The sequence below is a fragment of the Halochromatium roseum genome, assembly GCF_016653315.1.
GTDB lineage: Bacteria > Pseudomonadota > Gammaproteobacteria > Chromatiales > Chromatiaceae > Lamprobacter > Lamprobacter roseus.
This window is the reverse complement of record NZ_NHSH01000042.1, coordinates 118,837-144,546: the sequence shown is the minus strand read 5'-3', so window position 1 is coordinate 144,546 and position 25,710 is coordinate 118,837. Positions and strand designations below refer to the sequence as shown.

Here is a 25,710-nt window from a genome sequence, read left to right as displayed (position 1 = left end):
TGACTCCTGATCATTGCGGCTCCTGCGCGCTCCTGCGCCCCCTCCGCGGCAACGGTCGCACTTAGGGGACTAATGCTCATCATGACGCGGCGCCACCGCCGGACAATGAATCCTGTGTGATTCACGTCAACGCAGGACCAGCCGAAAACCGAGAACCAGACGATGGATGAGCTGCTACAAGAGTTCATTAACGAGGCGCAGGAGCATCTTGCTACCATTGAGGAAGATCTCCTCACCATCGAGGAGGATGGCGCCAGCGCGGATAAAGAGCTGATCAACAAGGTCTTACGCGCCGCCCACTCGATCAAGGGCGGTAGCGGCTTTTTCGGCCTGGTCCAGGTGAAGGAGTTAGCGCACGGGGCCGAGACCATCTTGGACATGCTGCGCAGCGATACGATGACGCCTAACGCGGAAGTCATCAATCTATTGTTGAATGCCTTCGACACGCTGCGCACGATGCTCGATGATCCGGCCAGCAGCGAGCAGGCCGACAATGCAGCGCTGTTGCAGAGCCTAAACGACCTAGCGTCGTCCTATCTGCCCCAAGCGCAAAAGGCCTCGCTCAACGAGGATCAGATCTTCGACTCGCCGCTCGGCCCGCTCAGCTTGCCCAAGGTCGATGTCGATCGAGTGGTCCGCGATGCCCATTCCATCTACCTGGTGGAGTTCGACCTGGCTGAGGATATTGAAGGCAAGGGCAACGACATCTTCCACTTTTTCGACAGCCTGTGGGACAGTGCTGAGCTGCTCGACTGCATCGTCAATACCCAAGTCGTCGGCACCTTAGAGCATGACCTGGTCCGCCCCCTCCCCCTGCAGTTGGTGATCGCAACCCCGCTGGAGAAAGCGCCGATCAGCCACCTCTTTGCTGACATTGACCTGAACCGCATCCATCAGCTGCTCGGGCCAGCACTGGCACCAGCGCCGGAGAGAGCGTTTTCCACCCAAGCGCTCACTGATCCCACGCCCACCGCACTCGCGCAACCGGCAGCGCAGCAGCCCCCGGTGCCAACATCCGAGCGGGCGTCGAAACCAGAGCCAACGGCGGATGCCGAGCGCTCCAAAATGAGCGCAGACGACACCCTCCGAGTCAGCGTCAAGCTCTTAGAAGACCTGATGAATCTAGCCGGAGAACTGGTGCTAAGCCGCAACCAGCTGCGCACCGCGGTGGCAATGGATGATCGCCTGTTGCTCTCGAGCGTGGATCAACGCATCAACCAGATCACCGCCGAACTCCAGGATGTGATCATGCAGACTCGGCTGCAGCCGATGGGGAATGTCTTCGCCCGCTTTCCTCGGGTGGTGCGGGATCTCTCGCAGACGCTCGGCAAACAGGTCGATCTGCAGATCATCGGCAAGGAAGTAGCCCTGGACAAGACCCTGATCGAGGGGCTATCCGACCCTTTGACGCACATGCTGCGCAACGCGGTTGACCACGGCTTGGAGAGCGAGCCAGAGCGCCGCCGCAAAGGCAAGCCACCCATCGGCCAGCTGCGCATCGAGGCCCGCTACGAGGCTGGTCAAGCCATTGTCGAGATCGCCGACGACGGCAAAGGCCTCGACCCCGATGCACTCGCCGCTTCAGCGGTGCGCAAAGGGCTGATTGCGCAGGAAAGCATCCAGGGCATGTCGATGCCAGACAAGCAGGCCTTGATCTTCCTGCCTGGCTTTTCGACCGCTGAGCAGGTCACCGATGTCTCAGGTCGCGGCGTCGGCATGGATGTGGTCAAGACCAACCTCGACCGACTCGGCGGGCAGGTCGAGATCCACTCCGAGCTTGGTCAGGGCACCAGCTTTCGCATCAAGCTGCCACTCACCCTCGCGATCATCCCCTCGCTGATCGTCTCGGTGGAGCAGGAGCGATTCGCCATCCCGCAGGCCAATATCGAAGAATTGCTGCGCCTGCGCCCGGAAGAGGTCAGTAAGCGCTTGGAGATCGTCGGTGATCGCGAGGTCTTGCTGCTCCGTGATCGCGTCCTGCCACTGATTCGTTTCACCGATGTGCTGGGTATCCTGCCAACCTATCAGGTACCTGGTAGCGATCAGCGCGAGATCGATCGACGCACTCGCATCGCTGACCGACGCGCGCCGAAGCTTGGACTCGACCAAACCGTCTCAGTGCAGCCGCCGGAGAACAGCGCGCCTGCTGAGCCTGCATCCTCAAGGGCCGAGCAGGTCTTGCCTCGCCAAGGCCGCGAGCGTCGTCGTTCGGCGGCCTCTGCGGTTGAAATCGCCATCGTCACGACCGGAACCCTATCCTACGCCCTCGCCGTCGGCGCCTTCCACGACACCGAAGAGGTGGTGGTCAAACCGCTGGGCCGTCGCTTGAAGCACCTGCACGAATACTCCGGAGCCACGATTCTCGGCGACGGTACGGTGGCTTTGATCCTGGACATCGCTGGCCTGTCGGCCAAGGCCGGCGTCACCTCCGTCTCGGGCTCAATGCGTGCCGCTCAATTGGCGGCCCAAGCCGAGACCCGACGCTTGCGCGATGTCTATTGGCTGCTCCTGTTCCACAATGCACCGGATCAGCCCTGCGCCCTGCCGCTCGACACGGTGCAGCGTATCGAGCGCATTCGCCCTGAGCAGATTCACCACTTCGGCAACCGCCGAACCATGCACTATCGCGGTGGCTCTTTGCCCCTGATGGCCATTGCCGATGTCACCGGCTCTGGTTCGATCGAGACCTCCTCTGATCTCGTGGTCTTGGTCTCAAGCGTCGCGGGCCGCGAGGTCGGCCTACTCGGGACACTGCCGGTCGACGTGGTCCAAACTGAGGCCGCGATCGATCAACGGACGCACCGGCAGCCTGGCATCACCGGCTCGACCATCTTCCAAGAGCGAACCGTCTTGATCGCCGACATGCACGAACTGGTCACCGCGGTCCAGCCTGACTGGCATGAGACAGCAGGCGAAGACACCCAGGAACAGGTTGGCGATGGCGTCAACGTGCTTCTCGCAGAGGATTCCGACTTCTTCCGCGCACAGATGAAAAAATTCCTCGAGGAGTCTGGCTACAACGTCTGGGACGCAGCCGACGGCGAAGCGGCTTGGGCGCTCTTGCTGGACAAACTCGACACTGTGCGCGTGGTGATCACGGATATCGAAATGCCACGCTTAAATGGCTTTGAGCTCGCCAGCCGCATTCGAAACGATAGCCGCACCGCAGCACTGCCGATCATTGCCGTGACCTCATTAGCGGGCAACGAAGACCTCGCGCGCGCTAAAGCCGCAGGCATCGAGCACTATCAAATCAAGCTTGACCGAGAGCAACTGTTGGCCCAGGTCGGGCAGCTCAGCCAATAGGCTGCGATCCATATCACCACCTCATTCACCAAAACACCGAAACACCATCAAGGCAGCACTACCGATGATTGGCCTCAACAACATTAGCATCAATGCCAAACTGCTTACCGGCTTTCTGTTTGTCGCCACGGTGACCATGATCGTTGGTGGAGTCGGGATCTATGGCAAGAACCAGATCCAGCAAAGTCTGAGTTATGTCGTCGATGTCCGCATCCCTGATCTTGATGCCTTATCCCAGCTCAATACTCAGCGCATGAGCATCCGCGCTCAAACCCTGGACGTTTGGATCGATGAAAATGCTGAGCAGCAAGTTGCCCTGAAATCCTACAGGCGTATTCAGAAAGAGCGTAACGAGAGCTGGGAGCTTGTTGACTCGGCCTGGGAGCGTTTACAACAGACACCGCGCGTGACTGAGCGTACTCAACAACTCATGGAAGAGCTAAAAGTCACCTATCAGCAATGGCGTGATCACTACCAAGAGCTTGACCGCTATCTCGACGGTTTTGTCAATAGCAATAACGACCTTCAGCGCGCATCGCTTTATCGTCAGTACCGCACCGCAGTCGACCACATGATCCCCACGTCGGAACGCCTGGGCTTACTCTTCGAACAACTGATCGCCGCTGAAGACGAGTACTTTTCCGAGATGACAACGGCTTCGGTGGCGTTTGCGAAGCAGCTCGAATTCGTCATGCTCATCGTCACCGTGATTGGCGTCTTGTTAGCGATCAGCCTGGGACTCCTGCTCAATCGTCATATCGCTGGACCAATGAAGCGAATCTCCTCACTACTGGCAACCATGGCAGAAGGGAATTTTTCCGCTGCCGCCGACAGCAACGATGTTCGTCGTGGCGATGAGCTTGGAGATCTCGCGAAAGCGGCCGCGACCTTGATCGCCAACATCCGCCAGATCATTAGTGACATCACCGGTAATGCGCAAACCGTGGCATCCTCGGCAACGGAACTGGCCAGCATCAGCACCCAATCTGAGCAAAGTGTGCAAGAGCTCTCGAGCAGAACCAATACAGTTGCTGCTGCGGCCGAGGAGGCCAGCGCCAACACCGCTTCGGTCGCCGCTGCGATGCAGCAGGCGACAACCAGTCTCTCTTCAGTGGCCAGCGCGACCGAAGAGATGAGTGCGACCATTGGCGAGATCGCCTCCAGCTCAGAAAAGGCGCGCTCTATTAGCACACAAGCCGGCACCCAGGCCAGCCAAGTCTCACAACTGATGCACAAGCTCGGCGATGCCGCGCAAGAGATTGGGCAGGTGACCGAGACCATCACCGACATCTCTTCGCAGACCAATCTCCTCGCGCTGAATGCCACCATCGAGGCCGCTCGCGCCGGCTCTGCTGGCAAAGGCTTTGCCGTCGTCGCCAATGAGATCAAAGAGCTCGCGAAACAGACCGCCACCGCAACCGAAGACATCAAGCTCAAGATCAGCGGTGTCCAGAACAGCGCCGGCAGTGTGATCACCGACATCGAGCAGATCACCGGCGTCATTGGCGAGATCGGTCATATCGTATCCAGCATCGCCTCGGCGATCGAGCAACAGGCAACGGTCACCCAGGACGTCGCGGGCAATATCGCGCAAACCTCAGAAGGCGTGCGCATGGCCAATGATCAGGTGAGTGAGATCTCGACCGTATCTGGCTCGATTGCCCGCGATCTGGCAGCAGTGACCATCGCCACCGACGAGATCCGAACTGGCGGCGAACAGGTCAGCGCGAGTTCTGCAGAATTGTCGCGCTTAGCGGAAGAACTCCAGAGCATGGTGAAAAAGTTCTCGATGTAATGCGACCCCTGATTTAATGGGCGCTTTTACCGAACACTTTTGGCGGGCGCTTTTTCCAGAGGCCTTTACCCTGCGTTTTTACCAGATACTGTTGCCGGATACCCTGACCAGATGGATGAGAACCGCCACGCTTTAAAGGCTATTTCCATGAACGCTACCAGCCCACCAAAAGAAAAACAATTAGTCACCGCGTTCAGACTCTGTGGCGGGCTTTTCGCCATCAATGCCCAACTGGTGCAGGAGGTGATTCGAGTCGGAGAGTTGACGCAAGTCTATGGCGCACCCGACGAGGTGGTGGGCATCCGTAATTTGCGTGGGCGCATCGTCACGGTGATTGACGCTGCTGCTCACCTGAATCTTGGTCGCGTCGAGATCAGCCCGGAGGCTCGGCTATTGATCATTGAGCACCAGCAGGAACACTATGGCTTTCTTGTCGATCAAGTCATCGAAGCCCTCGACCTGGATCAGGATCAGATCGAGCCAGTCCCGAGCAGCCTCGAGCCGGCACTGCGCTCCCGCCTGCTCGGGATCTGGCGCCACACTGACGAGTTGACAGCGATCCTTGATCCAGAGGTGCTGTTCAGATGGCCAGAGAAACAATGAACGTGCTGGTGGTCGATGACTCCAGCCTATTCCGCCGAGTCATCACCGAGGCGCTGAAGACATTTCCAGAGGTCGAGACCATTAGTCAAGCGCCCAATGGACGCCAAGCGTTGCAGAAACTGCAAGCGCTGCAGCCAGACCTGATCACGCTGGATATGGAAATGCCAGAAATGGATGGCTTAGCGGTGCTGGAGGCGCTGAAGACGCTGCCGAATCCGCCGATCGTCATCGTCTTGAGCACCTTGACCCACAAAGGCGGCCACCTGGCCATCAAGGCGATGAAGCTGGGCGCCTTCGACTTCATAACCAAGCCGAGCGCGACCAACGCTGAGCAAAGCCTCAACCTCCTGCGTGAAGAGCTTGCGCCGCGCTTGAAGGCGCTCAGGGTGCGCGTCAATGTGCGCCAGATCCTGCATGCGCAGCCGCAACGTCCCCCATCGAGCCCGCCTAGCCCAGGCGCAACGGCTGCCAAACCACCAGCAACGAGCGCCGGTTTGCCACAGGCCGGCCCGGCGGTCAAGAGCACTGACCCAGCAGCATTCCGCAACTCGGCACCGCAGACTGAGGCAGCGCCAACCCCGGCTCGCCAGACTCGATTGCCTCCGCCCGAGATGGTGTTGATTGGTGTGTCCACTGGCGGCCCCAATGCCCTTGATTGTTTGATTCCAGCATTGCCCGCGACGCTAGCGGTACCGGTCCTGATCGTGCAGCACATGCCACCCATCTTTACCAAGTCATTGGCCGAGCATCTCGCTGAGCGCAGTGCGCTCAAGGTCTACGAGGCCGAGCACGACAGGGTCGCCGAACCGGGCTCGGTCTATATCGCGCCAGGCGGGCGCCACATGCGACTTGCGCGCTCAGAACAGGGGCAGAAGATCATCCAGATCACCGATGCAGCGCCGGAAAATCATTGTCGTCCTTCGGTCGACTATCTGTTTCGCTCGGCCGCCACTCACTTCCCCGGCCGAGCCATCGCCTTGATCCTGACCGGGATGGGCAGTGATGGCACCCTCGGCTTACGTTTATTGAAACGCCAAGGCTGCTTTGTCATCGCACAAGACGAAGCCAGCTGCGTGGTCTATGGCATGCCCAAGGTTGCGATCGAGGCTGGCGTGGTAGACAGCGTGTTGCCCCTCGACGCCATTGCTGATCGTGTGATCGCCCGTGTATCGGGGCGCGATCGGTGACCATTCCACCCCTCCAGGAGGATGAGCTATCCGCTTGGAGTAGCTATGTTGCCAGCCTGTGCGGCGTGCGACTGGATGCCAGCAAAGGCTATCTGATCGAGTCCCGTCTGGGTGCCTTATTCCGCGAGACCCAGTCGCGCGGATGGCGAGAACTGCTGCAGAAGATCAAGGCCGATCCGAGCCGGCAGTTGCAGGCCAAGGTCATCAGCGCCATCACCACCAACGAGACCTCGTTCTTTCGTGACCAGGCACCCTTCCAGCTCTTACGCCACAAATTGCTCCCGGAGCTGATCGATCGACGCAATCGCGAGCGGATCAAGCCAGTCCCGATCCGTATTCTCAGTGCCGCCTGCTCGACCGGCCAGGAGGTCTACACGACCGCGATCGTCCTCAAAGAGGTGATCGGAGACCTCAGCGGCTATGACATCCGCCTGCTCGGGCTCGACGTGTCTCAGGAGGCCATTGCCGCGGCCAGCTATGCACATTACACGCAGCTCGAGCTGACCCGAGGGATCTCGCCACTGCAGCTCAGCCGCTATTTTGAACCATCAGGATCGCACTGGAAGGTGCGTGACGAACTGCGCGCAATGGCCAGCTTCCGTCAGGCCAACCTGCTCGAGCCGATCTCGATCCCGGGCCGTTTCGACATCATCTTTTGTCGCAACGTCGCTATCTACTTCGATGAGCCGAACAAGATCCGCCTCTTCAAGACCCTCGGCCGCCTCCTCGCACCAGAGGGCGCACTGATCATCGGCAGCACCGAGTCCATCTCCGGCCTCTGTCCAGAATGGGAGCCGCAACGCTATCTGCGCACGCTGTATTACACAAAGAAACAGTGAAGCCAGGCGCCAGCCCGTTGCGATCAGTGCGCAGCCGATGTCGATCGATTTGCGCAGCCAAGCGGCCGCTCAATCGCCGCCTCTCGGTTGAGCGCTGGCGCTGGGCCAATCAGCGGTTGCGCCGGATGAGACCTGTTGCTGAATCGCGTCTTTCAGAGTACTGAACTCGATCGGCTTGCGTAGGATGAGGGTCGGCTCGCCCCAATGATTGAGGGGCGAATCCCAGAGCGCCTGCTGGCCGGTCATCAAGATCACCGGTAGTTTCGGATACTGCCTGACCAAGCGTGCGTGCAGCTCCAGGCCGTCCATCACCGGCATCGCGATATCAGAGAGCACCAGATCGACGAGCGTCTTCATCTGCGCCAATCGCTCAAGGGCAGCCTCGCCCTGATCCGCAGTCTCGACCTCGATGCCGTTGGCCCGCAACACCCGCGATAAGGCATCCCGCACGCGACGATCATCTTCGACCAACAGGATGTGCAGCCTCCGCCTGTCTAACGGCGCTGCCTGAACGTCAGGGATGTCTGATGGCTCGACCAGTTCGCTCGTGACTGGCTCGCTCGTGACTGACTGGCTTGCGACCGACTGGCTTGCGACTGGCTGGCCCGCGACTGGCTGGCCCGCGATGGAATCTGGCCGAGGATGCTCAGCCTGAATCGCCTCGCTGACTCCCGGCTCATCACGATGCCGCTTCGCGGACGCTGGCGCACTGGAGGTGACTGTGGCTGGTGCCTCAGCAGGAATCAAGAGCCGGAAGCAACTGCCAGCACCCAGCGCAGAATCGACGTTTAGGGCTGACTGGGTCCGCAACACGAATTCACGCACCATGAACAAGCCAAAGCCATGCCCCCGACTCTTGGTCTTGGTGGTGAACAACGGCCGAAAGATTTTGCTGATCAACTCCGGTGACAGGCCCGTACCGTTGTCGCAGACCTGAATCTCGACACAATCCTGCATCGGCAGGTCACCAATGATCAGCGGCGTCTCCGCATCGCAGCGCCGGGGCCGGGCCGCGATCGTCAGGGTGCCTTCTGCATGGATAGCATCACGCGCATTCAACGAGAGGTTCAGCAGTGCCGACTGCAAAAAGGCACGGTTACTGAAGGCCTGCAATCTGGGTTCGAGGTCTAGCACAAGGCGGATGCGCGCCGGCAACACCTGCTCGATGATCTGCGCCAGCTCGGCAATCGTTTCCGTGATATCAAGCAGCTCAAGGGGGATCTTGCCGGAGCTGCTCATGGTCAGCATGCCAGAAGTGATAACCTTGGCTTGCCCCAAGGCACTGAGCGTCTCGGCAATGACTTGCTCGATCTCCGGGTCAGCATCCTGCTGATCCTTTAAGGCGCTCGCAACGTAGAAGAGATTGGCGTCGATCACACCGAGCAGATTGTTGAAGTCGTGTGAGACGCCACTGGCGAGATGACCAATGGTCTCGCGTTCCCGTGCTTCAACCAGATTTTCCTGCAAGTGCTGACGATAGCGCACCGCAGCAATGCGCTGGGCCATCAGGCGTAACAACTGGCTTTGTCCGAGATCCAGCTGAGCGATCGCCGCGCTGCCATCCAGGCTGAGTAACAGGCGCTCTGGATGGCCGTCTGGCGTCAGTGAATCCAGCATCAAGCCGACCATGACCCGGCCATCCTGCTCCGGCGTTTGTCGCACCCTTCTCGTCTCGCTTCTCGTCTCGCTTCTCGTCTCGCTCCTCGTCTCGCTCCTCGCCTCGCTCCTCGCCTCGCTGCCTGAGATCAGGACTGGGCTGCCCAATTCCGCCTCGGCCTTGGCGACCAGAGCCTGCGGCAATGACGTCATCACCGGATCATCGTCCTGAGACACCCGCAACAGGGGCTGATCGCCGCGACCATGATCGCCGATCAGCCAGACCGCGGCCTCCTGCAGTCTGAGGATGCGACGTGCCATCCGCAGCACTGACTCGATCTGGTCCTTATAGGGCTGTGACAGATTGACCACATCGATCATGTGTTCGAGCTGCTCGGCATAATCCGACAGCTCTTGCTCGGCCGCACGCTGGCGAGTGCGGGCGTCATGCAGTTCGGTGACGTTCTCGAGGATCGCCAACGCCAAGGGTTCGGCATCCAGCGTCGAGGATAACAACGAGAGCCTGAGATCCCCCCATAGCATGCTGCCGTCGCTACGCCAGTAGCGGCTCGTAAAGCGATAAGCGGGTTGTTCTTCGGCAAACAAGGCCTGAAACGCGCCCAGCGTCTCGCGCAGATCATCGGGATGGGTAAAGGCGTCAAAGCGCATCTGCGTCAGCACCTCGGCCTTGGTCCCGAGCAGCTGCAGCAGGGTCTGATTGACCAGTAGCGGACGGCGACCTTGATCCACCAACGCGATCCCCAGCGGGGAATGTTCAAAGATCGCGCTCAAGCGTGCCTCGCTTTGGGCGAGTCGCTGCAGTGCCCGTTGGCGCTCAGTGACGTCCCTTGTCGTGCCGCGATAGCCGAGCAGTTGGCCATCATCGTCAAGCACAGGCGCACCATCGATGGCCAGCCACAAGCGCTCGCCCGCCTCAGTTTGAAAGGGCACGATGAGGTCTTCGAGCCGTTGTTGACGAGCCATGAGGCTGGCCAACTCAGCGTTGCGCTCCTCGGCCTTATGCTGGCCCAGATAGTCGCTGTAATGACGCCCCAACAGCGCTGCAGGAGGATCGCCGAGCACGGCCTCGGAGACATCACTCACATAGGTAAACCGCCCCTGGGCATCGACCTCCCAAGCGATGGTCCGGCTCTGTCGGGCCAGGGTGTCATAACGCACATTGCTCTGGCGCAGCGCCCCCAGTGAACGCGTACGTTGCTCGCTCGCGACCAGGATGTTGGCGAACAGCTGCAGGAATTGCGTCTCGACGGTGCGCCACTGGCGCGGCTGCTGCACCATCTCGACGCCAACAAATCCGAACAGCTGCCCCTTGAGCTGCAACGGCACCAAGACCAGGGCACAGACCGTCTGTGCTTCATTTTTATACCGCTCCTTGACCCAAACGCTGGCACCGAATTCCGCAACATCGGCAATCACCACCGGCTCGCCAACGGCAAGCTGCGCGAGCATCATCGGTAGCTTATCGGTGGCTTGGCCTGCGTACCGCTGCAGCATCGGAGCCACACCCTCAGCCGTGCATTCGAGGACCTTATCCACCTTGAGACCATCCGCACTGAATGCGAACAGGTAACTGCGGTCGGCACCGATGAAATCACCAACCCGCGCCAGCGCCTGCTCGGTATTGGCATGATTGGACTCATCGGACTCGCTGACAAAGCCGGTTGCCAGCGCCAGCAGTTCACTGACCATGGCCTCACGGCCGGCAAGCGCGGCCTCTGCCTGCTTGCGCTCGGTGACATCGCGACCCACCCCAGTGATCGCCACCACATGACCCTGGGCATCGCGAATCGCGGTGCTCGACCATTGCAGCCAGCGCCAACCATTCACGGTCTTCTCGCGCTGCTCGATGTTGTGGGTGTACGGCGGAACGAGCAGGCGTTCAAACTCTGCCGTGGCAGTACCCTGGTCGTCAGGATGCACGAGCGGCAAGAAGCTATGGCCAAGCAGCTCATCTTCGCGATAGCCGAAGGTGCGGCAATACGACGGGCTGACAAATTCGAAGCGTCCCTGTAGGTCGATACGCACAATCAAGTCTTCGACATTCTCGACCAAGAGCCGGTAGTGCTCCTCCTGCCGACGCAGCGAGGCCTCACTGTCACGCAAGCGCTCCAGGGTTTCGAAAGCCTCAGTCACATCCTGCTGCACGCCGATGTAATGCGTGATCTGTCCCTCATGGTCGCGCATCGGTGACAGATGCAGCGAGTTCCAGAACCGACTCCCATCCTTGCGGTAATTGCGCAGGATCACGCTACAGGCGCTGCCATCTCGCAGTGCATCACGCATCTGCCCGCGCGCCTCTTGCGCGCGATCCGCACCCTGCAGGAAGCGGCAGTTGCGCCCGATGGTCTCAGCAGCGGTATAGCCGGTCATGGCCTCGAAGCCAGAATTGACGTAGCTCACCAGATCGTCGCCATCAACCCGCTCGCTGATCAGCACCCCTGTCTGCGCCTGCGACAGGGCCTCGATCAGCACCTGATGCTTGTAGCGCAATTGCAGTGCGTCGAAGGCGACGCCGGCAAGCCGAGCCGCAACCTCCATCACATCGTGGGCAAAGGCGGCATCGACCGCATCCTGCTGCGGCCTGGCAACCGGCTCCTCGATCGCGATCAAGACCCGCGTATGACCGGCTATCGGCAACACCCGTCCCTGTAGCACAGGGGCTTCGAGCTGTGTTGAAGACCCTGCAGCCGAGGCCGTCGCTACAGCTTCGATATTTGTCACCTCCACTGGGCAGCACGCAGAGGTGCGCAACGCTTGCTCGCAGCAGGCAATGAACGCTGGATGGGTAGCGATGCGAGTCAGATCGATCCCAGCGACCGAGGTTCGCTCAGGTCGCATCGATTTGAACTCACCATTGGGTGCCTGCCTCAGCAGCAGACAGGCGTAGCCGGGCAAAACCTTCTCCAGCTCAGCAGAAAGCGCCTCGCTAAACCTGACCTCATCGCTCTGTTGCTCAATCAACTCAGCGAGCAACTTGGCTTGCAAGCTGGCAATCGCCTGCTGCTGGCTCTGGCGCTGTCTCTCTTGCTCGATCTGCTGAAAGCTCGTGCGCAGGGAGCGCGCCATCCCGGCAATGGACTCGGCCAGCTCATCGGCCTCGCGGATGGGTGTCTTGCTCAAGCGTCCAATCGGCTCTGTACCAGCAATCATCTCTGGCAGATGCTGGGTCGACGCGATCAGCTGGTGCAACGGCCGCGTTAGCCAAGCGCTGAGCCAACGGGCGATGGCGATCGCGAACAACGCCAATGCGAGCAAAACCGAGAACAGTTCTAACAGCCGTTGTTTGACGTGATCAGTTAAGGGTGAGGCAAACACGGCAGGATCGAGCGACAACTCAGGATCGAGGGTAAACGTGGACACCAAATCCTGGTTCTGCCAGACGCTGAGCGACAAGGCCGGCAACAGCAGTGACAGCACGAGCACGTTGAATGAGATCCGATCGAAGGTGATGGCTCGGCGCAGATCCCAAACCAGCGCGACCGCCAACGTCATCAGCCCAGCGGCGGCCGCGTTGATGATGCCGTTGAGCGCCTGCTTGAGCGCGATCAGCCAGATCGCAACCCACTCCAGCCCAAGCGCGACATGGTATAAGGCCAAGCTCAACGGTATGCCGAGGGTCACCCAGAACAAGGCATCGGCCGCCGCGAATGCGGGTTGTTGACGACAATGGCGTGCCTCACGCAGCCGCAGCCAGGCCACGAAGGCGATCTCGACCACCTGAATGACCATGGCGTAAGGATGCCCCCAGAGCACCCAGGTTGCACTGCCAGCGAGTGCGGCCACCAGCAGCCCCGCACCCGGGCCAAGCCAGAACATTGCCAGGAACGCGGGGATAGAGCCGAACAGGAGCCCGAAACCGAAAAACAACGGTAACGTGATCGTGTTACCGACAACAGCCCATATCCCTAGCAGCAGGAAGATCGCAAACCGAACCGAAGGGGACACACTATGAAGCAAAGGCGCAGCCGGATCGCAAGCGAGGCTGATCGTAGATTCTCGGGACAAGAAGACCTCGCAGAAGAAGGTGGGTCGAATTTGGATCGGGGCCTAGGAACCTGCTCGCCGCTCCGCTAGCATGTAAGCCTAGCCTGACAGCCCTAAGTCGGTCAGATCTTAAGCGCTGCGCTGTGATCTGGCTCACAGCGCAGCGCGATCAATGTTCAAACAAACTGTAGAACCTCTCAAATTGCTGTCAAAGACTGGGCTAGAATCAACGACGATTTAGAAAAAGCGTGAGGGTTGGTGCCAAGGCGCGCCTAAACCGCCATCACAGCCAACATTCCCCAGGGCATCTAGCATTCGCGAACTGCGACACATGAAAACGCTATGATTCTCACCTGCTTGGATGATGATCCACGGATGGAGCGAACCCTGCGCCGGTTTGCCGGCTCGCTTGGCCACGAGGTCCGTTTTCAGACCACCAGCCAAAGCCTACGCGAAGACATGGGACACCAGGTGCCAGATGTCGTGGTACTGGACTTGGGCTTGGGCACCGAAACCGGTGTCGACGTCCTCGGCTGGCTCGCCGAGCATCACGTGAACGTTCCGGTGGTCTTTCTATCCGGGCACGCTGACGAGTTGCTGGATACCGCCAGGCGCATTGCTCAAGGTAACGGGCTGGCGGTTTACGGCGCCATCAATAAGGCCAACCTGGTGCGCGAACTGCCTGAGGTGCTTGCACGCTGTCGGCCACCGGAACCTCGCCAAAAGACGCCCGCGATGCCGCAGAAAGCGCTCGATGTTGACGCTCTGCGTCAGTACCTGAGCGCTGGGCGCATCAAACCTTACTTCCAGCCGATTCTGTTGGCGAGCAGCCTGAAACCGGTTGGCGCTGAAGTCTTGGCTCGTCTATCCCTACCCGATGGCAGCGTCCTCGGCGCTGGCGCCTTCATCCCACTCGCTGAACGCTCAGGGCTGATCATGGAGTTGACCCACGTCCTCAGCGAGCGACTGATCGAGCTCGAGCCACGCCTGAGGCCGCTTGGACTCGACTTCATCTCGGTCAACCTGTCAGCGGCCAACGTCGAAAGTACTCAGGCCGCAGCGATGGTGAAACACCTGGTCGATGCCTTTGCAGGCAGCAGCCGCATCATGATCGAGCTGACCGAAACCGCCGTTCTGCCGGACCTACAACAGATGCGTGAGCTGACCACGCAATTGCGACTCGGCGGCGCCTCCTTGGCGATCGATGACTTTGGCATCGGCTACTCGAGCATCCGCGCCCTCGCCGAACTCCCTTATGACGCTTTGAAGATCGATCTCTCGTTCGTTGCCGAGATGTTCGACTCCGAGAAATCCGCTAATCTGATCGCTTCAATGGTGCATATGGCCCACAGCCTGCACCTGAAGGTCGTTGCCGAGGGCGTTGAGACCGAAGCGCAACGCGATCGGCTCATCGAGATGGGCGTCGATCGCTTGCAAGGCTACCTCTTCGGTCGGCCCGTACCGATCGAGCAATTTGTGCTCTGATACCGATTGGTCTGCTTAAAAGCGTTACCACTATGGGCGAAAAGGCCAGCATTATCGTCGTCGAAGACGATCACCGCATGGGCTCCGCACTCCAGCGTAACCTGATCAAGGCCGGTTACCAGGTCATCCTCAGCGACAGCAGCCAATCGCTGCGCCTGGCCTACCGCAAAACCAAAGCCGATCTGGTCTTGCTCGATCTCAATCTCGGCAACGAGGATGGCATCGACATCGCGCGCGAGCTGGTCACGACCACCTCGGTCGCGGTCATCATCATCACCGGACGCATGGAGCTGGAAGACCGCATCGAAGGTCTGGACGCCGGCGCTGACGACTACATCGTCAAACCCTTTGCGACCGATGAGCTGCTCGCCCGGATTCGTGCTGTCTTACGTCGGCGCGCGCTCGAGCAGACGCCTGCGGGGGTGATCGAGCTGGGCCCGTTTCGCCTGGATACGACCAACCAATCCTTGAGCCGCGAGGGCCTAACAACCCCAGTCATGGCCTTGACCGGAACCGAGGCTCGCATCTTGGGGATCTTGCTTCGACAGCATAACCGCGCCGTGAGTCGCGAACGGCTCAGCAACCGCGGCCCACAAGACCCTGGCGATCGCAGCATTGATGTCCATGTCGGCAATATCCGCCGCAAGCTCCGCGAAGCAGGTGTCGATGAGCTGGTCATTGGCCCGGTACGCGGCTTTGGCTACCGCTTGCGGCTCGAAGACAAGAACGGCCTCCCGAGCCAAGAAGACCTCAGCTGACATCCTCGATCGATATCCCCGATCGATATCCTCGACCGATATCCTCGATCGATATCCTCGATCGATATCCTCGATCGAGCCCCTCGACTAAACCCTCCTCGACGAACGGACTCGGCCGCTGTCATCACGACAGCCAACCCTCTCAGCCCGCTCACCACCTCCGAGCAACTTAACAACTCTTTACCAAACCCATGCCCGGATTGTTCTAGCATCTTCATCAACGGCAAGTCCGCGGGAGCAAGCCTCCCCGCTGCATGCTGCAGGCGGCGCAAGAACTCCGCCGCTACAGGCAGAAACAGCTCATTTTGGATGATCATTATGCTGAATACCCAGAAGATCAAAGTGCTTTGCATCGATGACTCGGCCAGCGTCCGCGAGCTGCTCTGCGAGATCATCAACGCTGAACCGGATATGCAAGTGATTGCCGTCGCCTCTGACCCACTCGAGGCACGCGAATTGATCAAGATCCACAACCCGGATGTGCTGACCCTCGATATCAAGATGCCGCGCATGGACGGCCTCGACTTCCTCGAGCGCCTGATGCGTCTGCGCCCGATGCCCGTGCTGATGATCTCCTCGCGCACCCAGCCCGGTTCCGAGGAAACCCGACGCGCCCTAGCGCTCGGCGCGCGGGATGTGGTCGCCAAGCCGCAGATCGGCATTCGTCAGGGCCTTGAGGCCGAGCGCACGGGGATCATCGCCAAGATCCGGGCCGCCGCGCGCTCGCACGCCCTGCTGCCCAAACCCCGCCCGATGTCAGCCCCGATTCGATTGCCCCATCCGATCCCTGCAAACGCGGCCGGTCAGACAGCGAGCGACGAGCTACTCTTTATCGGCGCCTCCACCGGCGGCACCGAGGCGATTCGCAGCGTGCTCGAGCAACTGCCAGCCAGCAGCCCACCGGTATTGATCGTGCAGCACATGCCGGCCGGGTTCACGCGTTCTTTTGCCGAACGGCTTAACCGCACCAGTCTGCTCTCGGTGAAAGAGGCCGAGGATGGCGAGCCCTTGCTGTGGGGACATGCGTACATCGCCCCGGGTGATCAGCACCTCAAGGTCGAGCGCCGTGGCAACCGATACTTCACGCGCCTCGATGCGGGCCCGGAAGTGAACCGCCATCGACCCTCAGTCGACGTGCTGTTTTATTCCGCTGCTGAACAGGTCGGCAAGCGTGCTCGGGCCGCCCTCTTGACCGGCATGGGCAAGGATGGCGCTGCCGGCCTGCTGGCGATGCGCGAGGCCGGTGCACTGACGATCGCTCAGGATGAAGCCAGCTCGGTCATCTTTGGCATGCCGCGTGAAGCCATTCTGCAAGGCGCCGCGAGCGAGGTCGCCGCGCTGGAACAGGTACCGCAACGGTTGATGAGCAACAGCATCGCTCTCGGTCAGCAGCGAGCGCTCAGCAGCGAGCGCTCAGACAGCCGAGGCTCGAACACCCTGTGCGGCAAGCACCTGGGCTCATGCCTGGGCTCAAACCCACTCACAGGTTTGTCCAGCCACAACAGGGGTCCGCACAGGCGCGCCTCGCTGCAGCCCGATAGTCACTAACACAACAACGGCCTCCACCCTGCCGAGGCCGTTTCTCAAAATAGCCATCCATCGATCCAGCAAGGTTTCACCGCCCCCGGACTTTCGGTGATACTAGGCGCATATTGTTGCTAGGTTGTGCGCGCATGTGGGCCGACTCTCTCTTGGCCCAACGGCTTTGCCGATCCGCCGACAAGCAATGCCGTCTCAAGGGGCCGCGCTGATGGCTCGATGGTTCCGGGATCAGACATCCAGCGAACACAAACAACCGTCGTCTCTGCATCAAGGCGTGCAGTCACTCAGCTTGCTGCTGGTCTTAGCCGCCAGCGCGGCAGCGGGTAGCCTGCTTTACCTGCCCTTTTTTTACGGCCTGCACTTCACATTCGGGCTCGTCCCTCTGCTTTTGGCCCTCGTCTGGCTTGGCCTGCCGGCGGCGTTGATCACGGCCGTCGCCCTGGCCAGCGTGACTTCAATACAGTGCGGCCATCCGTTTGTTTTTGTGCTGACCGGAGTTCAGGTTGTTTTCCTGTCCGCGTCCCTCGCCTGGGCCCGGCGAGCCGGGCGCGAGCGGCCTGCCCTGCCCCTGTTGATCGGACTCTTCTGGCTGCTGCTCGGCACACCACTGACCCTTGCTTGCACGTTGATCGGGCGCGAACTCAGCATCGATACCGCGCTGTTGTACTTAATGACGCATATCGTCAATGACATCATCAATGCGGTGCTCGCCGAACTGGTGCTGATCCTGGTTGCCGTGGTGCCGAGGCGTCCAGCCAGCATCTCCCATCGCGATCTCTTGTTTGCGCTGATCAACGCCTGCACGCTGCTGCCGGCGGCAACCCTGATCTTGATCGGCACCCGCGATCTCCAATACCGGCTCGAGTCCGAACTCACCCAGCAGCTGCAACTGTTTGGCGCCGCGGCAGAAGAGATGCTGATCGCAACAGCGGCCCAGTCTCCAGCCCAAAGCGCGCTGGCTCAAGCCACTGAGCGGCTCCAAGCCCGACTCGCCCAGCAGCTACCGCGGGCCGCGGAGCCATCGATTCACAGCCTGCCGTTGGTCGTGTCTGAGGTTCATGACTTGGCACAGCCCTTCGCTCAACGCGACGGTCTGCAGTTGATCAACGCCACCGGTGAGCCACCCATCAACCTCAGCAATTGGCAACAGGTGCGTTACCGTTTCAGCCTGTCGTTACCGGCTCTCGAGGGTATCAGCGGACTCCGTATCGAACTCAGCAGCGCGCCCTTGATCGACAAGGTGCATGCGTGGCTGCGGCTCTGGTTAGTGATGCTGACGGTTTGGGCGGCGATTGCTCTCATCGCCGCCGCTTGGCTGAGCCAGCGCCTGGCAAAGCCGCTACAAGACCTAATCGCTGCGGCGGAATCACTCCCCGCGCTCATCGACTCCGGCGCCCCAATGCCAGCGTTGCCACCAAGCCGGATCAAGGAGCAGGTCTTGGCCGCGCGTGCCCTGACCGTGATTGGCGAACGCCTCCAAGCCAGCTTCCAGCGCTTGGTCGCGGAGCGAGATCAGGAGCGCGAGCAACGTGCACTGCGCCGCGAGCATCAGTTTATGCTCGATGCGCTCTCTCAAGCCGAGACCGGCATCGTCATCGCCGAGCGCACCGGCGATGGTAACCATCCGGTGCGTTTCGTCAGCAAGGGCTTCGAGAGCCTCACCGGTTATACGTCCGAGGAGATGCTCGGCCAAGACTGTCGGATCCTGCAGGGCAGTGATCGCGATCAACCCGGACGCCAGGCGCTACGCGCTGCGCTCGCCGAAGGCAAGCCCTGCCGAACCACACTGCGCAACTATCGCAAGGACGGCAGCCTGTTCTGGAACACCGTCAACCTGACCCCAGTGATCGATGCTGAAGGCAAGATCACCCATTACATCGGGGTGCAGCGCGACGACACGCAACGCCGCCAAGCGCTCGAGCGACTCAGCGCCAATGAGGCGCGGCTGCTGGAGCTGACCGAGACCATCGAAGAGGTGTTCTGGGTCTATGAGCTCGAACAGAATCGGCTGACCTATGTCAGTCGTGCCTTCGAAACCATCTGGGAGCGGCCGATCGCCGCCGTCTGCGCAGATCGTCATGTCTGGCGCGAGAGTATCCATCCCGCTGATCGTGAACAGGTGCTCCTAAGTCGCGAGGAGCTGGTGAGAACCGGCCATCTCGATACCGTCGAATACCGGATTCTGACCCCGGCTGGCGAGCTCAAATGGATCGCGGACCGTCGCTTCCTGGTCCGCGATGCCACCGGCCAGCCCTGTCGCGTCGTCGGCGTCGCCGCCGAGATCACCGACCGCAAGGCGGTCGAGAAAGCGCTCCGGGAGCAGCGCCAGCGCCTCGAGCAGATCATCGAAGGCGCCCGTGTCGCCACCTGGGACTGGCGCTTGCCGAGCGAAGAGGTCCGCTGCAACGATCGCTGGGCCGAGATACTCGGCTATAGCCTGACTGAGCTGCAGCCAATCAACCGGACCACTTGGAAAGAACGACTCCATCCTGAGGATCAACCAAAGGTCGAACAGCACCTGAAGGCCCATCTCGACGGCGACACAGTGCTCTACGAGTGCGAGTTCCGGATGCAGCACAAAGCCGGCCATTGGGTCTGGATTCAGAGCACCGGCCGCATCGTCGAGCGCGGCCCGGATGGCCAGCCGGTGCGCATGATTGGTATCCATCTCGAGATCAGCGAACGCAAGCAGGCCGAGCTCGAGCTGATCGCACGCGAACGGCTCGAGCGCGAGCTCGTCGCCCTCACCACGGCCTTTGTCGGCCCCACAACGCTCGCGTCTGGCGAGCTGCTCCAACAAACGCTGGCAAAGATTGGGCAGCTGACCAACGCGGATCGCGCCTATCTATTCCTGGCCGATAGCGGCGGCGACTCCTTCAGCAACACCGACGAATGGGTCGCACCTGGCGTCACTGCCAGTATCGACAGCCTGCAAGGAATCCGCACCAGCGAATTAGGCCCGATGCTGAGCCTGCTCACTGAAGCGGAAGCCGTTGTCATTGCGCGTGTCGCCGACCTTGGCGAAGACTGGGCTCTGCTGCGCAAAGACCTCGAGCGGCAGCAGATCCAATCGTTGCTGCTGGTGCCGCTCATAGACAAGCAAGGCTTGATGGGCTTCGTCGGTCTGGATGCCGTGCGTCAACAGCGCGACTGGGCAAGATCTGATTTGCATTTGCTCAGCGGTCTGGCCGGCGCCTTGGTTGGCGCCCTGCAACGTGAACGCGTCCTCGCCGATCTGCGCAGCAGCACCGAGCGCTACGATGCCCTGGCACTGCAGAGCCGGATGATGACCTGGGAGATCGACAGCGACGGCATCTACACCTATGTCAACCCGGTCGCCAAGACCCTGCTCGGCTATGCGCCTGAAACGCTGATCGGTCACAAGGCCTTCTACGATCTCATCCCTGAGTCCGATCGCGCGGCACTCAAGGCGGAGGCTTTCGCGCTGATGCAGCAGTCCCAGCCCTGGAGCGCGCTGCTGTGCCCGCTACTCAAGGCCGATGGCCAGCGACTCTGGACCAGCGTCGATGGTCAGCCGATCCTTGGCGCCGATGGCAGCCCGCGCGGCTATCGCGGCAGCACGCTCGATGTCACCGATGTGCAGCAGGCCGAGCGCCAGCGACGCAAGGCCGAGCAGGCCCTGCAACACTATGCCGACAATCTCGAGCGCCTGGTCGACCTCAGCAACCGTGGACTCGAGCCCATTGATGAGGTCGCGGCGCTGCTCGAGATTGCCAACGAGGCGCTGGACATGGCGATCTCGGAAACCGGTTGGCGCCGGCCGAACAAGCCCTATCACCGCTTGATCCGCCTCCCGACCGACGCCGCCGAACCCTCGGGGCTCGCCGCGCGTGCCGTCACTGAGACACTGTTTGCCGATCCTGATCAGTGCTCCGATCAGCCACAGCTGATCGGCGGCGATTTGGTGCCAAAACCGATTCGCGCTCAAGGCTATCGCAGCCTGATTCTGCTCGCCTCCCGTTGGCCGAACGACAGCTCGCCACCGAGATGGCTCTTGACCCAACTCTGGAGCGCCAGACCGCGCACTCATCTCAGCAGCGCGGAGCGCGAGCTGTTGCGCTTCATCAGTCAGCGCATCGCCACCATTCAGCACGAAGCCCAGCTCGCTCAGGATCTCGTCAATGCCAAAGAACGCGAGACCATTGGTCATCTCGCCAGTGGCGTTGCCCATGATTTCAACAATGTGCTCGCCGTACTCGACGCCAATCTCTACTTTCTGCGCGGTTTCGTCAGCTCCAAACCGGCGGACGACGAAAGCCATCAGGTCATCGACGAGATGACCAGCGTCCTCGGCCAGGCCAAGGTCATCACCTCGGGCATGCTGGCCTTGAGCCGAGCCGGTGGTGTACCGCTGCGCCCGACTCCGCTCGAGCCGCCACTCACAGAGCTCTCGGATATTCTGCGCATGATGCTGCCTGAATCAGTGCATTGGCAGCTTGAGATCGAGCCGGGGCTGAGCGCCAAGACCAGTGCCGGCTTTCTGCAAGCGGCCTTGCTCAACCTCGCCCTGAATGGCCGCGACGCCATGCCCGAAGGCGGCGAGCTCAGCATCACTGCTCAGCGCAAACATTGGCCGGGCTATCCGACGCTGATGGTGGGCGAGCTCAGCGCCGGCGACTATGCCATCATTCAGGTCAGCGATACCGGGAGCGGCATCCCCGAGCCGGTAGTTCAGCGCATGTTCGAACCCCTGTTCTCGACCAAGACGCAACAACGTGGTCACGGCCTCGGCCTCTTCATGGTGCGCGAGTTCGTCTTGCGCTCCGGCGCCGGCCTGACGGTTCACTCGAGCCTGGGTCGTGGTACCCAGATGCAATTCCTGTTGCCCCTGGCCTAGCCTGATCGCCGTAGCCTGATCGCCGTAGCCTGATCGCCGTAGCCTGATCAACAAGCGATCGGCCCAGGCGATGAACAAAAGGCGGCGCTGACCTCAGCAAAGCCGACAAGCGCAACATCAGCAGCCCCATGCCTTGGCTGGCCAGAGCCTGCACGCGCGGCCGAGCGCCTTCTTCAAGCATTGTCCGCACAGGGTTCAATAGACACAGAGACGCTCCCCAGAAGATGCCGATATACTCAGCCCATGAGTCTCGACGACGCCATTGATGTGTATGACCCCAAGCAACTCGACAGCCTGACCAAGGACGAGCTTGAAGCGCTGCCGTGCGGCACCATCCGGGTCGATGAGACCGGCGTCATCCTGTTCTACAGCCGCACCCAAAGCGCCATCACGCAGCGCGAGGCACCGGCCGTGCTCGGCCGCAACTTTTTTACCGATGTCGCACCCTGCACCGTGGTACCGGAATTCTATGGCCGCTTCCGGCGCGGCGTGCTGAGCGGGGACCTCTGCGCCAGCTTCGAGTTCGTGTTCGATTTCGAGATGGAGCCGGTGCAGGTGCAGATCACCATGCGCGCCTCAGAGCGCCCGGGGGAGTTCTGGATCATCGTCGAACCGCTGCACAAGCTGCGCAGCCACGACACGCAAGCCGCCGAACGGCTGCTCAGCGACAAATACGGCGAGCAACAGGTCCGGCTGTCGGCGGCCTCGTTCGATTTTTCCCAGTGCGACCGCGAGCCGATTGCCACCTGCGCGACCACTCAGCCGTTCGGCGTGCTGCTGGTCCTCGATCCGGCCAGCTTGCGCATCGAGGCCTGCAGCGCCAACAGCGCGATGTACCTGGGCATGGAGCCTGATGCCCTGCTCGACCAGCCGCTGCAGCATTTCTTGGCGGCAGATGCCGTCGGCCTTGCCGCTGCCTTGGGGCTCAAGATCACAGAAGACCCGCAGCGCAGGGCGACAGACAGCGCTGTAGGAGACAATACTGCAGCAGACAACGCTACAGCAGACAAAGCCGCAGAAGAGAGCGCCGCAGCAAGCAGCCCGGCCGCTCAGACGGCAGCGCACCCAGCAGCGAGCGAGGCCGAGTCCGCGCGGCTGCTAGCGCCCTCCCAGTTCCGCCTCAGCTGGCCGGGCATTGAGCTGCCATTGGACGTGCGTGTGCACTATTGGCGCGAACGCATCCTGCTTGAGCTGGAGCCCTATGGCGAGATGGCGATGGATCGCCGGATGCGCGGTTTTGACTTGGCCGCCTTCCAGCGCCTGCTACGCAACAGCGAAGAGGCGGCGCCAGCCTGCCAGCTCGCGGTCGAGTCACTGCGTTATCTGACCGGATTCGAGCGCGTGGTCGCCTATCGCTTCGAGCCCAACCAAGATGGTGTGGTGATTGCCGAAAGTATCCTGCCGGGCAGCTGGCCCTCGATCCTCGGGCTGCGCTATCCGGCCACCGACATCCCACGCCAAGCCCGCGCCCTCTACGCCGAGACGCCACTGCGCTATGCGCCGAGTCGCGATCATGCCGAGGTGGCGCTACTGAGCCGGTCGCTCGAGCCCAGCCGCGTCGATATCGGCATCGCCCAACTGCGCGCCCAATCACCGATCCATCGCAACTACCTCAAGCGCTTTGGCGTCAACGGCTCGATGTCGCTGTCGCTGATGGACGACCAGCGCCTGTGGGGGCTGATCATCTTCCACAACCGCGCCCCGCATCCGGTCACGCCCACTGTGCGCAAGCGTCTGATCGAGCTGGCCGGCTGCCTCTCTGGGCGACTATCACTGATCGAGGAGCGCAGCCAGAATCGCGCGCGTGAGCAGGGCATCGCCAAGGTCAATGCCATCGTTGGCGAGATCAACATCGAGCAGCCGTTCCCGGACAACCTGGTCGGCAAGGCCGACATGCTCCGCACGCTGGTCGGTGCCGACCTGGTGCAGGTCTATCACCATGGCCGCCCGCTGTTCATCGGCCAGGACTGTCATCTCACCGCAGAACAGATCGAGGCGCTGCTGCGCTTCTTGCGCACCCGACCCAGTGCCACCTGGAGCACCGACTGCCTGTCTGCCGAGTTCGAGCCGGCCGCGGCCTATCCCGAGCAACTGGCCGGGGTGCTGGTGATCTACCTCGACGAGCAGCGCGAGCACTGTCTGCTGTTTGGCCGCAAACGCCTGCACTATACCGTCGACTGGGGCGCTGAGCCCGGCTCGCTGCCCTTCCTCGATGAGGCGCGCGCGCGACCGCTCGGCTGGCCCAACCGCACCTTCCAGACCTGGCGCGAGGAGCGCACCCATCATGCGCCCGCCTGGTCCGCCACCGAACTAGCCACCGCCAAGGCCCTGAAGACCCTGCTGCAGCAGGTGATCGTGGCGCATGTGGCGCACTTCGAGCGGCTCGCGCAATCGCTCGCCAGCCAGCGCGACGCCCTGCAACGCTCGCGCGAGGAGATGCGCCACCGCGCCCTCCACGACAGCCTCACCGGACTGCCCAACCGCGCCTATTTTCGCGATGCGCTGTTGCAGCAGATCGAGCGCTGCTGGACTGACGGCCGCCTGTTCGGCGTCGCCCTGCTCGATATCGACCATTTCAAGACCATCAACGACACCCTGGGCCACGATCAAGGCGACCTACTGCTGTGCGCGGTGGCGCAGCGGCTGGGCGACAGCCTGCCACCGACGGCGCTGATCGCCCGGCTTGGGGGCGATGAGTTTGCGCTGCTGCTGCCGCAATCCGATGCCAGTGAGGCCTTGCGCCAAGCCCAAGGCTTGATCGAGCAGCTGCGCCAGCGGATCGATGTCGACGACGGCAACTTCTCGATCACCGGCTCTTTGGGGCTGACCATCGGCGACCAGCACGCCGATCCCAGCGAGCTGCTCAAACAGGCCGATCTGGCCCTGTATCGAGCCAAAGAAGCCGGTCGTAACTGTGCCCGGCTGTTCGACAGCAGCCTGCAGACCGAGGCCTTAGCACGGCTGGCGATTGATCGCGCCGTGCTCGGACGCTCGCCCGCGTTGGCGATCGAGCTGATGCTGCAGCCGCAACACCCCGTCTGCAGCCGCGAGCGCGGCCAGCGCTTCGAGGTGCTATCCCGCTGGCGCAACAAAGACGGCGAGCTGATCATGCCAGGGGACTTCATCCCCGCCGCCGAGCGCAATGGCTTGATCCGCGCCGTCACCGGCGTGGTCGTACGCCAGACCCTCCGGCTGCTGAAGGCCTGCCTAGAGCGTGGCGAGGAGGACGTGGTGATGGCGGTAAACATCTCCGCCAGCGACCTCGAGGCGCAGAACTTTGCCCATCACCTGATCCAGGATCTGCATACGCTGGATGTGCCACCGGAGATGCTGACCATCGAGATCACCGAATCGATGCTACTGCGCATGACACCGGGCGTGAAGGCCGCGCTCGAGCGGCTCGCGCGCAGCGGCGTCGGGCTAGCGCTCGATGACTTCGGCACCGGCTTCAGCTCGATGCTCTATCTGCGCGAGCTGCCGATTAGCGAGCTGAAGATCGATCGCGCCTTCATCAAAGGTATCGAGCAGCCGCATGACCGCAATCTGCTCGCCGGCATGATCGCGATGGCCCACTCGATCGGCAAGACCGTTGTCGCCGAAGGCATCGAGACCCAAGCGCAGCTGGAGATCCTGCGGGATCTTGGCTGTGATTGGGGGCAGGGGTATCTGTGGTCGAAGCCGGTGCCGCCGGCGTTGGCTGCGGATTTTTTTAAGGCCTGAGTGGTGAGTGGTGAGT

11 protein-coding genes and 1 pseudogene are annotated in these 25,710 nt (G+C 61.4%); 11 read left to right on the top strand and 1 reads right to left on the bottom strand.

What is annotated here, in order from left to right:
• The first annotated feature begins 162 nt into the window (after window positions 1-162).
• From CCR96_RS25305 to CCR96_RS05620, 5 genes are all read left to right on the top strand, one after another.
• The gene (locus tag CCR96_RS25305) at window positions 163-3,306 is read left to right on the top strand and encodes a chemotaxis protein CheW (RefSeq protein WP_201218681.1); all 3,144 of its coding nucleotides are present in this window, start codon (window positions 163-165) and stop codon (window positions 3,304-3,306) included.
• Window positions 3,307-3,370: 64 nt separating this feature from the next.
• Window positions 3,371-5,101 carry a methyl-accepting chemotaxis protein gene (locus CCR96_RS05635; protein ID WP_201218679.1) on the top strand — a complete coding sequence of 577 codons (1,731 nt, stop codon included), beginning with the start codon at window positions 3,371-3,373 and terminating at the stop codon, window positions 5,099-5,101.
• A gap of 39 nt (window positions 5,102-5,140) precedes the next feature.
• The gene (locus tag CCR96_RS05630; RefSeq protein ID WP_201218676.1) at window positions 5,141-5,704 is read left to right on the top strand and encodes a chemotaxis protein CheW; all 564 of its coding nucleotides are present in this window, start codon (window positions 5,141-5,143) and stop codon (window positions 5,702-5,704) included.
• Window positions 5,686-6,891: a protein-glutamate methylesterase/protein-glutamine glutaminase gene (locus CCR96_RS05625; RefSeq protein WP_201218675.1), complete on the top strand. Its 1,206-nt coding sequence runs from the start codon at window positions 5,686-5,688 to the stop codon at window positions 6,889-6,891. The genes CCR96_RS05630 and CCR96_RS05625 overlap by 19 nt, the downstream gene beginning before the upstream one ends.
• On the top strand, window positions 6,888-7,730 hold the full coding sequence (locus tag CCR96_RS05620) for a CheR family methyltransferase (protein WP_201218673.1): 843 nt from the start codon (window positions 6,888-6,890) through the stop codon (window positions 7,728-7,730). The genes CCR96_RS05625 and CCR96_RS05620 overlap by 4 nt, the downstream gene beginning before the upstream one ends.
• Before the next feature lie 69 nt (window positions 7,731-7,799).
• Here CCR96_RS05620 and CCR96_RS05615 read toward each other — a convergent pair whose 3' ends face one another.
• The gene (locus CCR96_RS05615) at window positions 7,800-13,214 is read right to left on the bottom strand and encodes a PAS domain S-box protein (RefSeq protein ID WP_201218671.1); all 5,415 of its coding nucleotides are present in this window, start codon (window positions 13,212-13,214) and stop codon (window positions 7,800-7,802) included.
• 459 nt (window positions 13,215-13,673) lie between these two features.
• Here CCR96_RS05615 and CCR96_RS05610 point away from each other — a divergent pair, with 459 nt between their 5' ends.
• The 6 genes and pseudogenes from CCR96_RS05610 to CCR96_RS05590 all read left to right on the top strand — a co-directional run bounded on the left by CCR96_RS05610 (window position 13,674) and on the right by CCR96_RS05590 (window position 25,694).
• On the top strand, window positions 13,674-14,816 hold the full coding sequence (locus tag CCR96_RS05610) for an EAL domain-containing response regulator (protein WP_201218669.1): 1,143 nt from the start codon (window positions 13,674-13,676) through the stop codon (window positions 14,814-14,816).
• Window positions 14,817-14,848: 32 nt separating this feature from the next.
• Window positions 14,849-15,574, top strand: coding sequence for a response regulator transcription factor (locus CCR96_RS05605; RefSeq protein ID WP_242518583.1), 726 nt, complete (start codon window positions 14,849-14,851; stop codon window positions 15,572-15,574).
• Between the two features lie 315 nt (window positions 15,575-15,889).
• Window positions 15,890-17,122, top strand: coding sequence for a protein-glutamate methylesterase/protein-glutamine glutaminase (locus CCR96_RS05600; RefSeq protein ID WP_420827252.1), 1,233 nt, complete (start codon window positions 15,890-15,892; stop codon window positions 17,120-17,122).
• Window positions 17,123-18,671: 1,549 nt separating this feature from the next.
• Window positions 18,672-19,418 (top strand): annotated as a pseudogene (locus tag CCR96_RS25505) (PAS domain-containing protein); the annotation flags it as partial.
• Window positions 19,398-21,974, top strand: a complete 2,577-nt coding sequence (locus CCR96_RS25500; RefSeq protein WP_420827251.1) for a PAS domain-containing protein — start codon at window positions 19,398-19,400, stop codon at window positions 21,972-21,974. The pseudogene CCR96_RS25505 and the gene CCR96_RS25500, both read left to right, overlap by 21 nt.
• A gap of 243 nt (window positions 21,975-22,217) precedes the next feature.
• Window positions 22,218-25,694 carry an EAL domain-containing protein gene (locus CCR96_RS05590; RefSeq protein WP_201218657.1) on the top strand — a complete coding sequence of 1,159 codons (3,477 nt, stop codon included), beginning with the start codon at window positions 22,218-22,220 and terminating at the stop codon, window positions 25,692-25,694.
• Window positions 25,695-25,710: the final 16 nt, after the last annotated feature.

Bases quoted from the DNA above. Each gene is read 5' to 3' on its own strand.
- CCR96_RS05635 (WP_201218679.1), top strand. From the start codon at position 3,371: ATGATTGGCCTCAACAACATTAGCATCAATGCCAAACTGCTTACCGGC.
- CCR96_RS05605 (WP_242518583.1), top strand. From the start codon at position 14,849: ATGGGCGAAAAGGCCAGCATTATCGTCGTCGAAGACGATCACCGCATG.
- CCR96_RS05610 (WP_201218669.1), top strand. From the start codon at position 13,674: ATGATTCTCACCTGCTTGGATGATGATCCACGGATGGAGCGAACCCTG.
- CCR96_RS05590 (WP_201218657.1), top strand. From the start codon at position 22,218: ATGAGTCTCGACGACGCCATTGATGTGTATGACCCCAAGCAACTCGAC.
- CCR96_RS25305 (WP_201218681.1), top strand. From the start codon at position 163: ATGGATGAGCTGCTACAAGAGTTCATTAACGAGGCGCAGGAGCATCTT.
- CCR96_RS05625 (WP_201218675.1), top strand. From the start codon at position 5,686: ATGGCCAGAGAAACAATGAACGTGCTGGTGGTCGATGACTCCAGCCTA.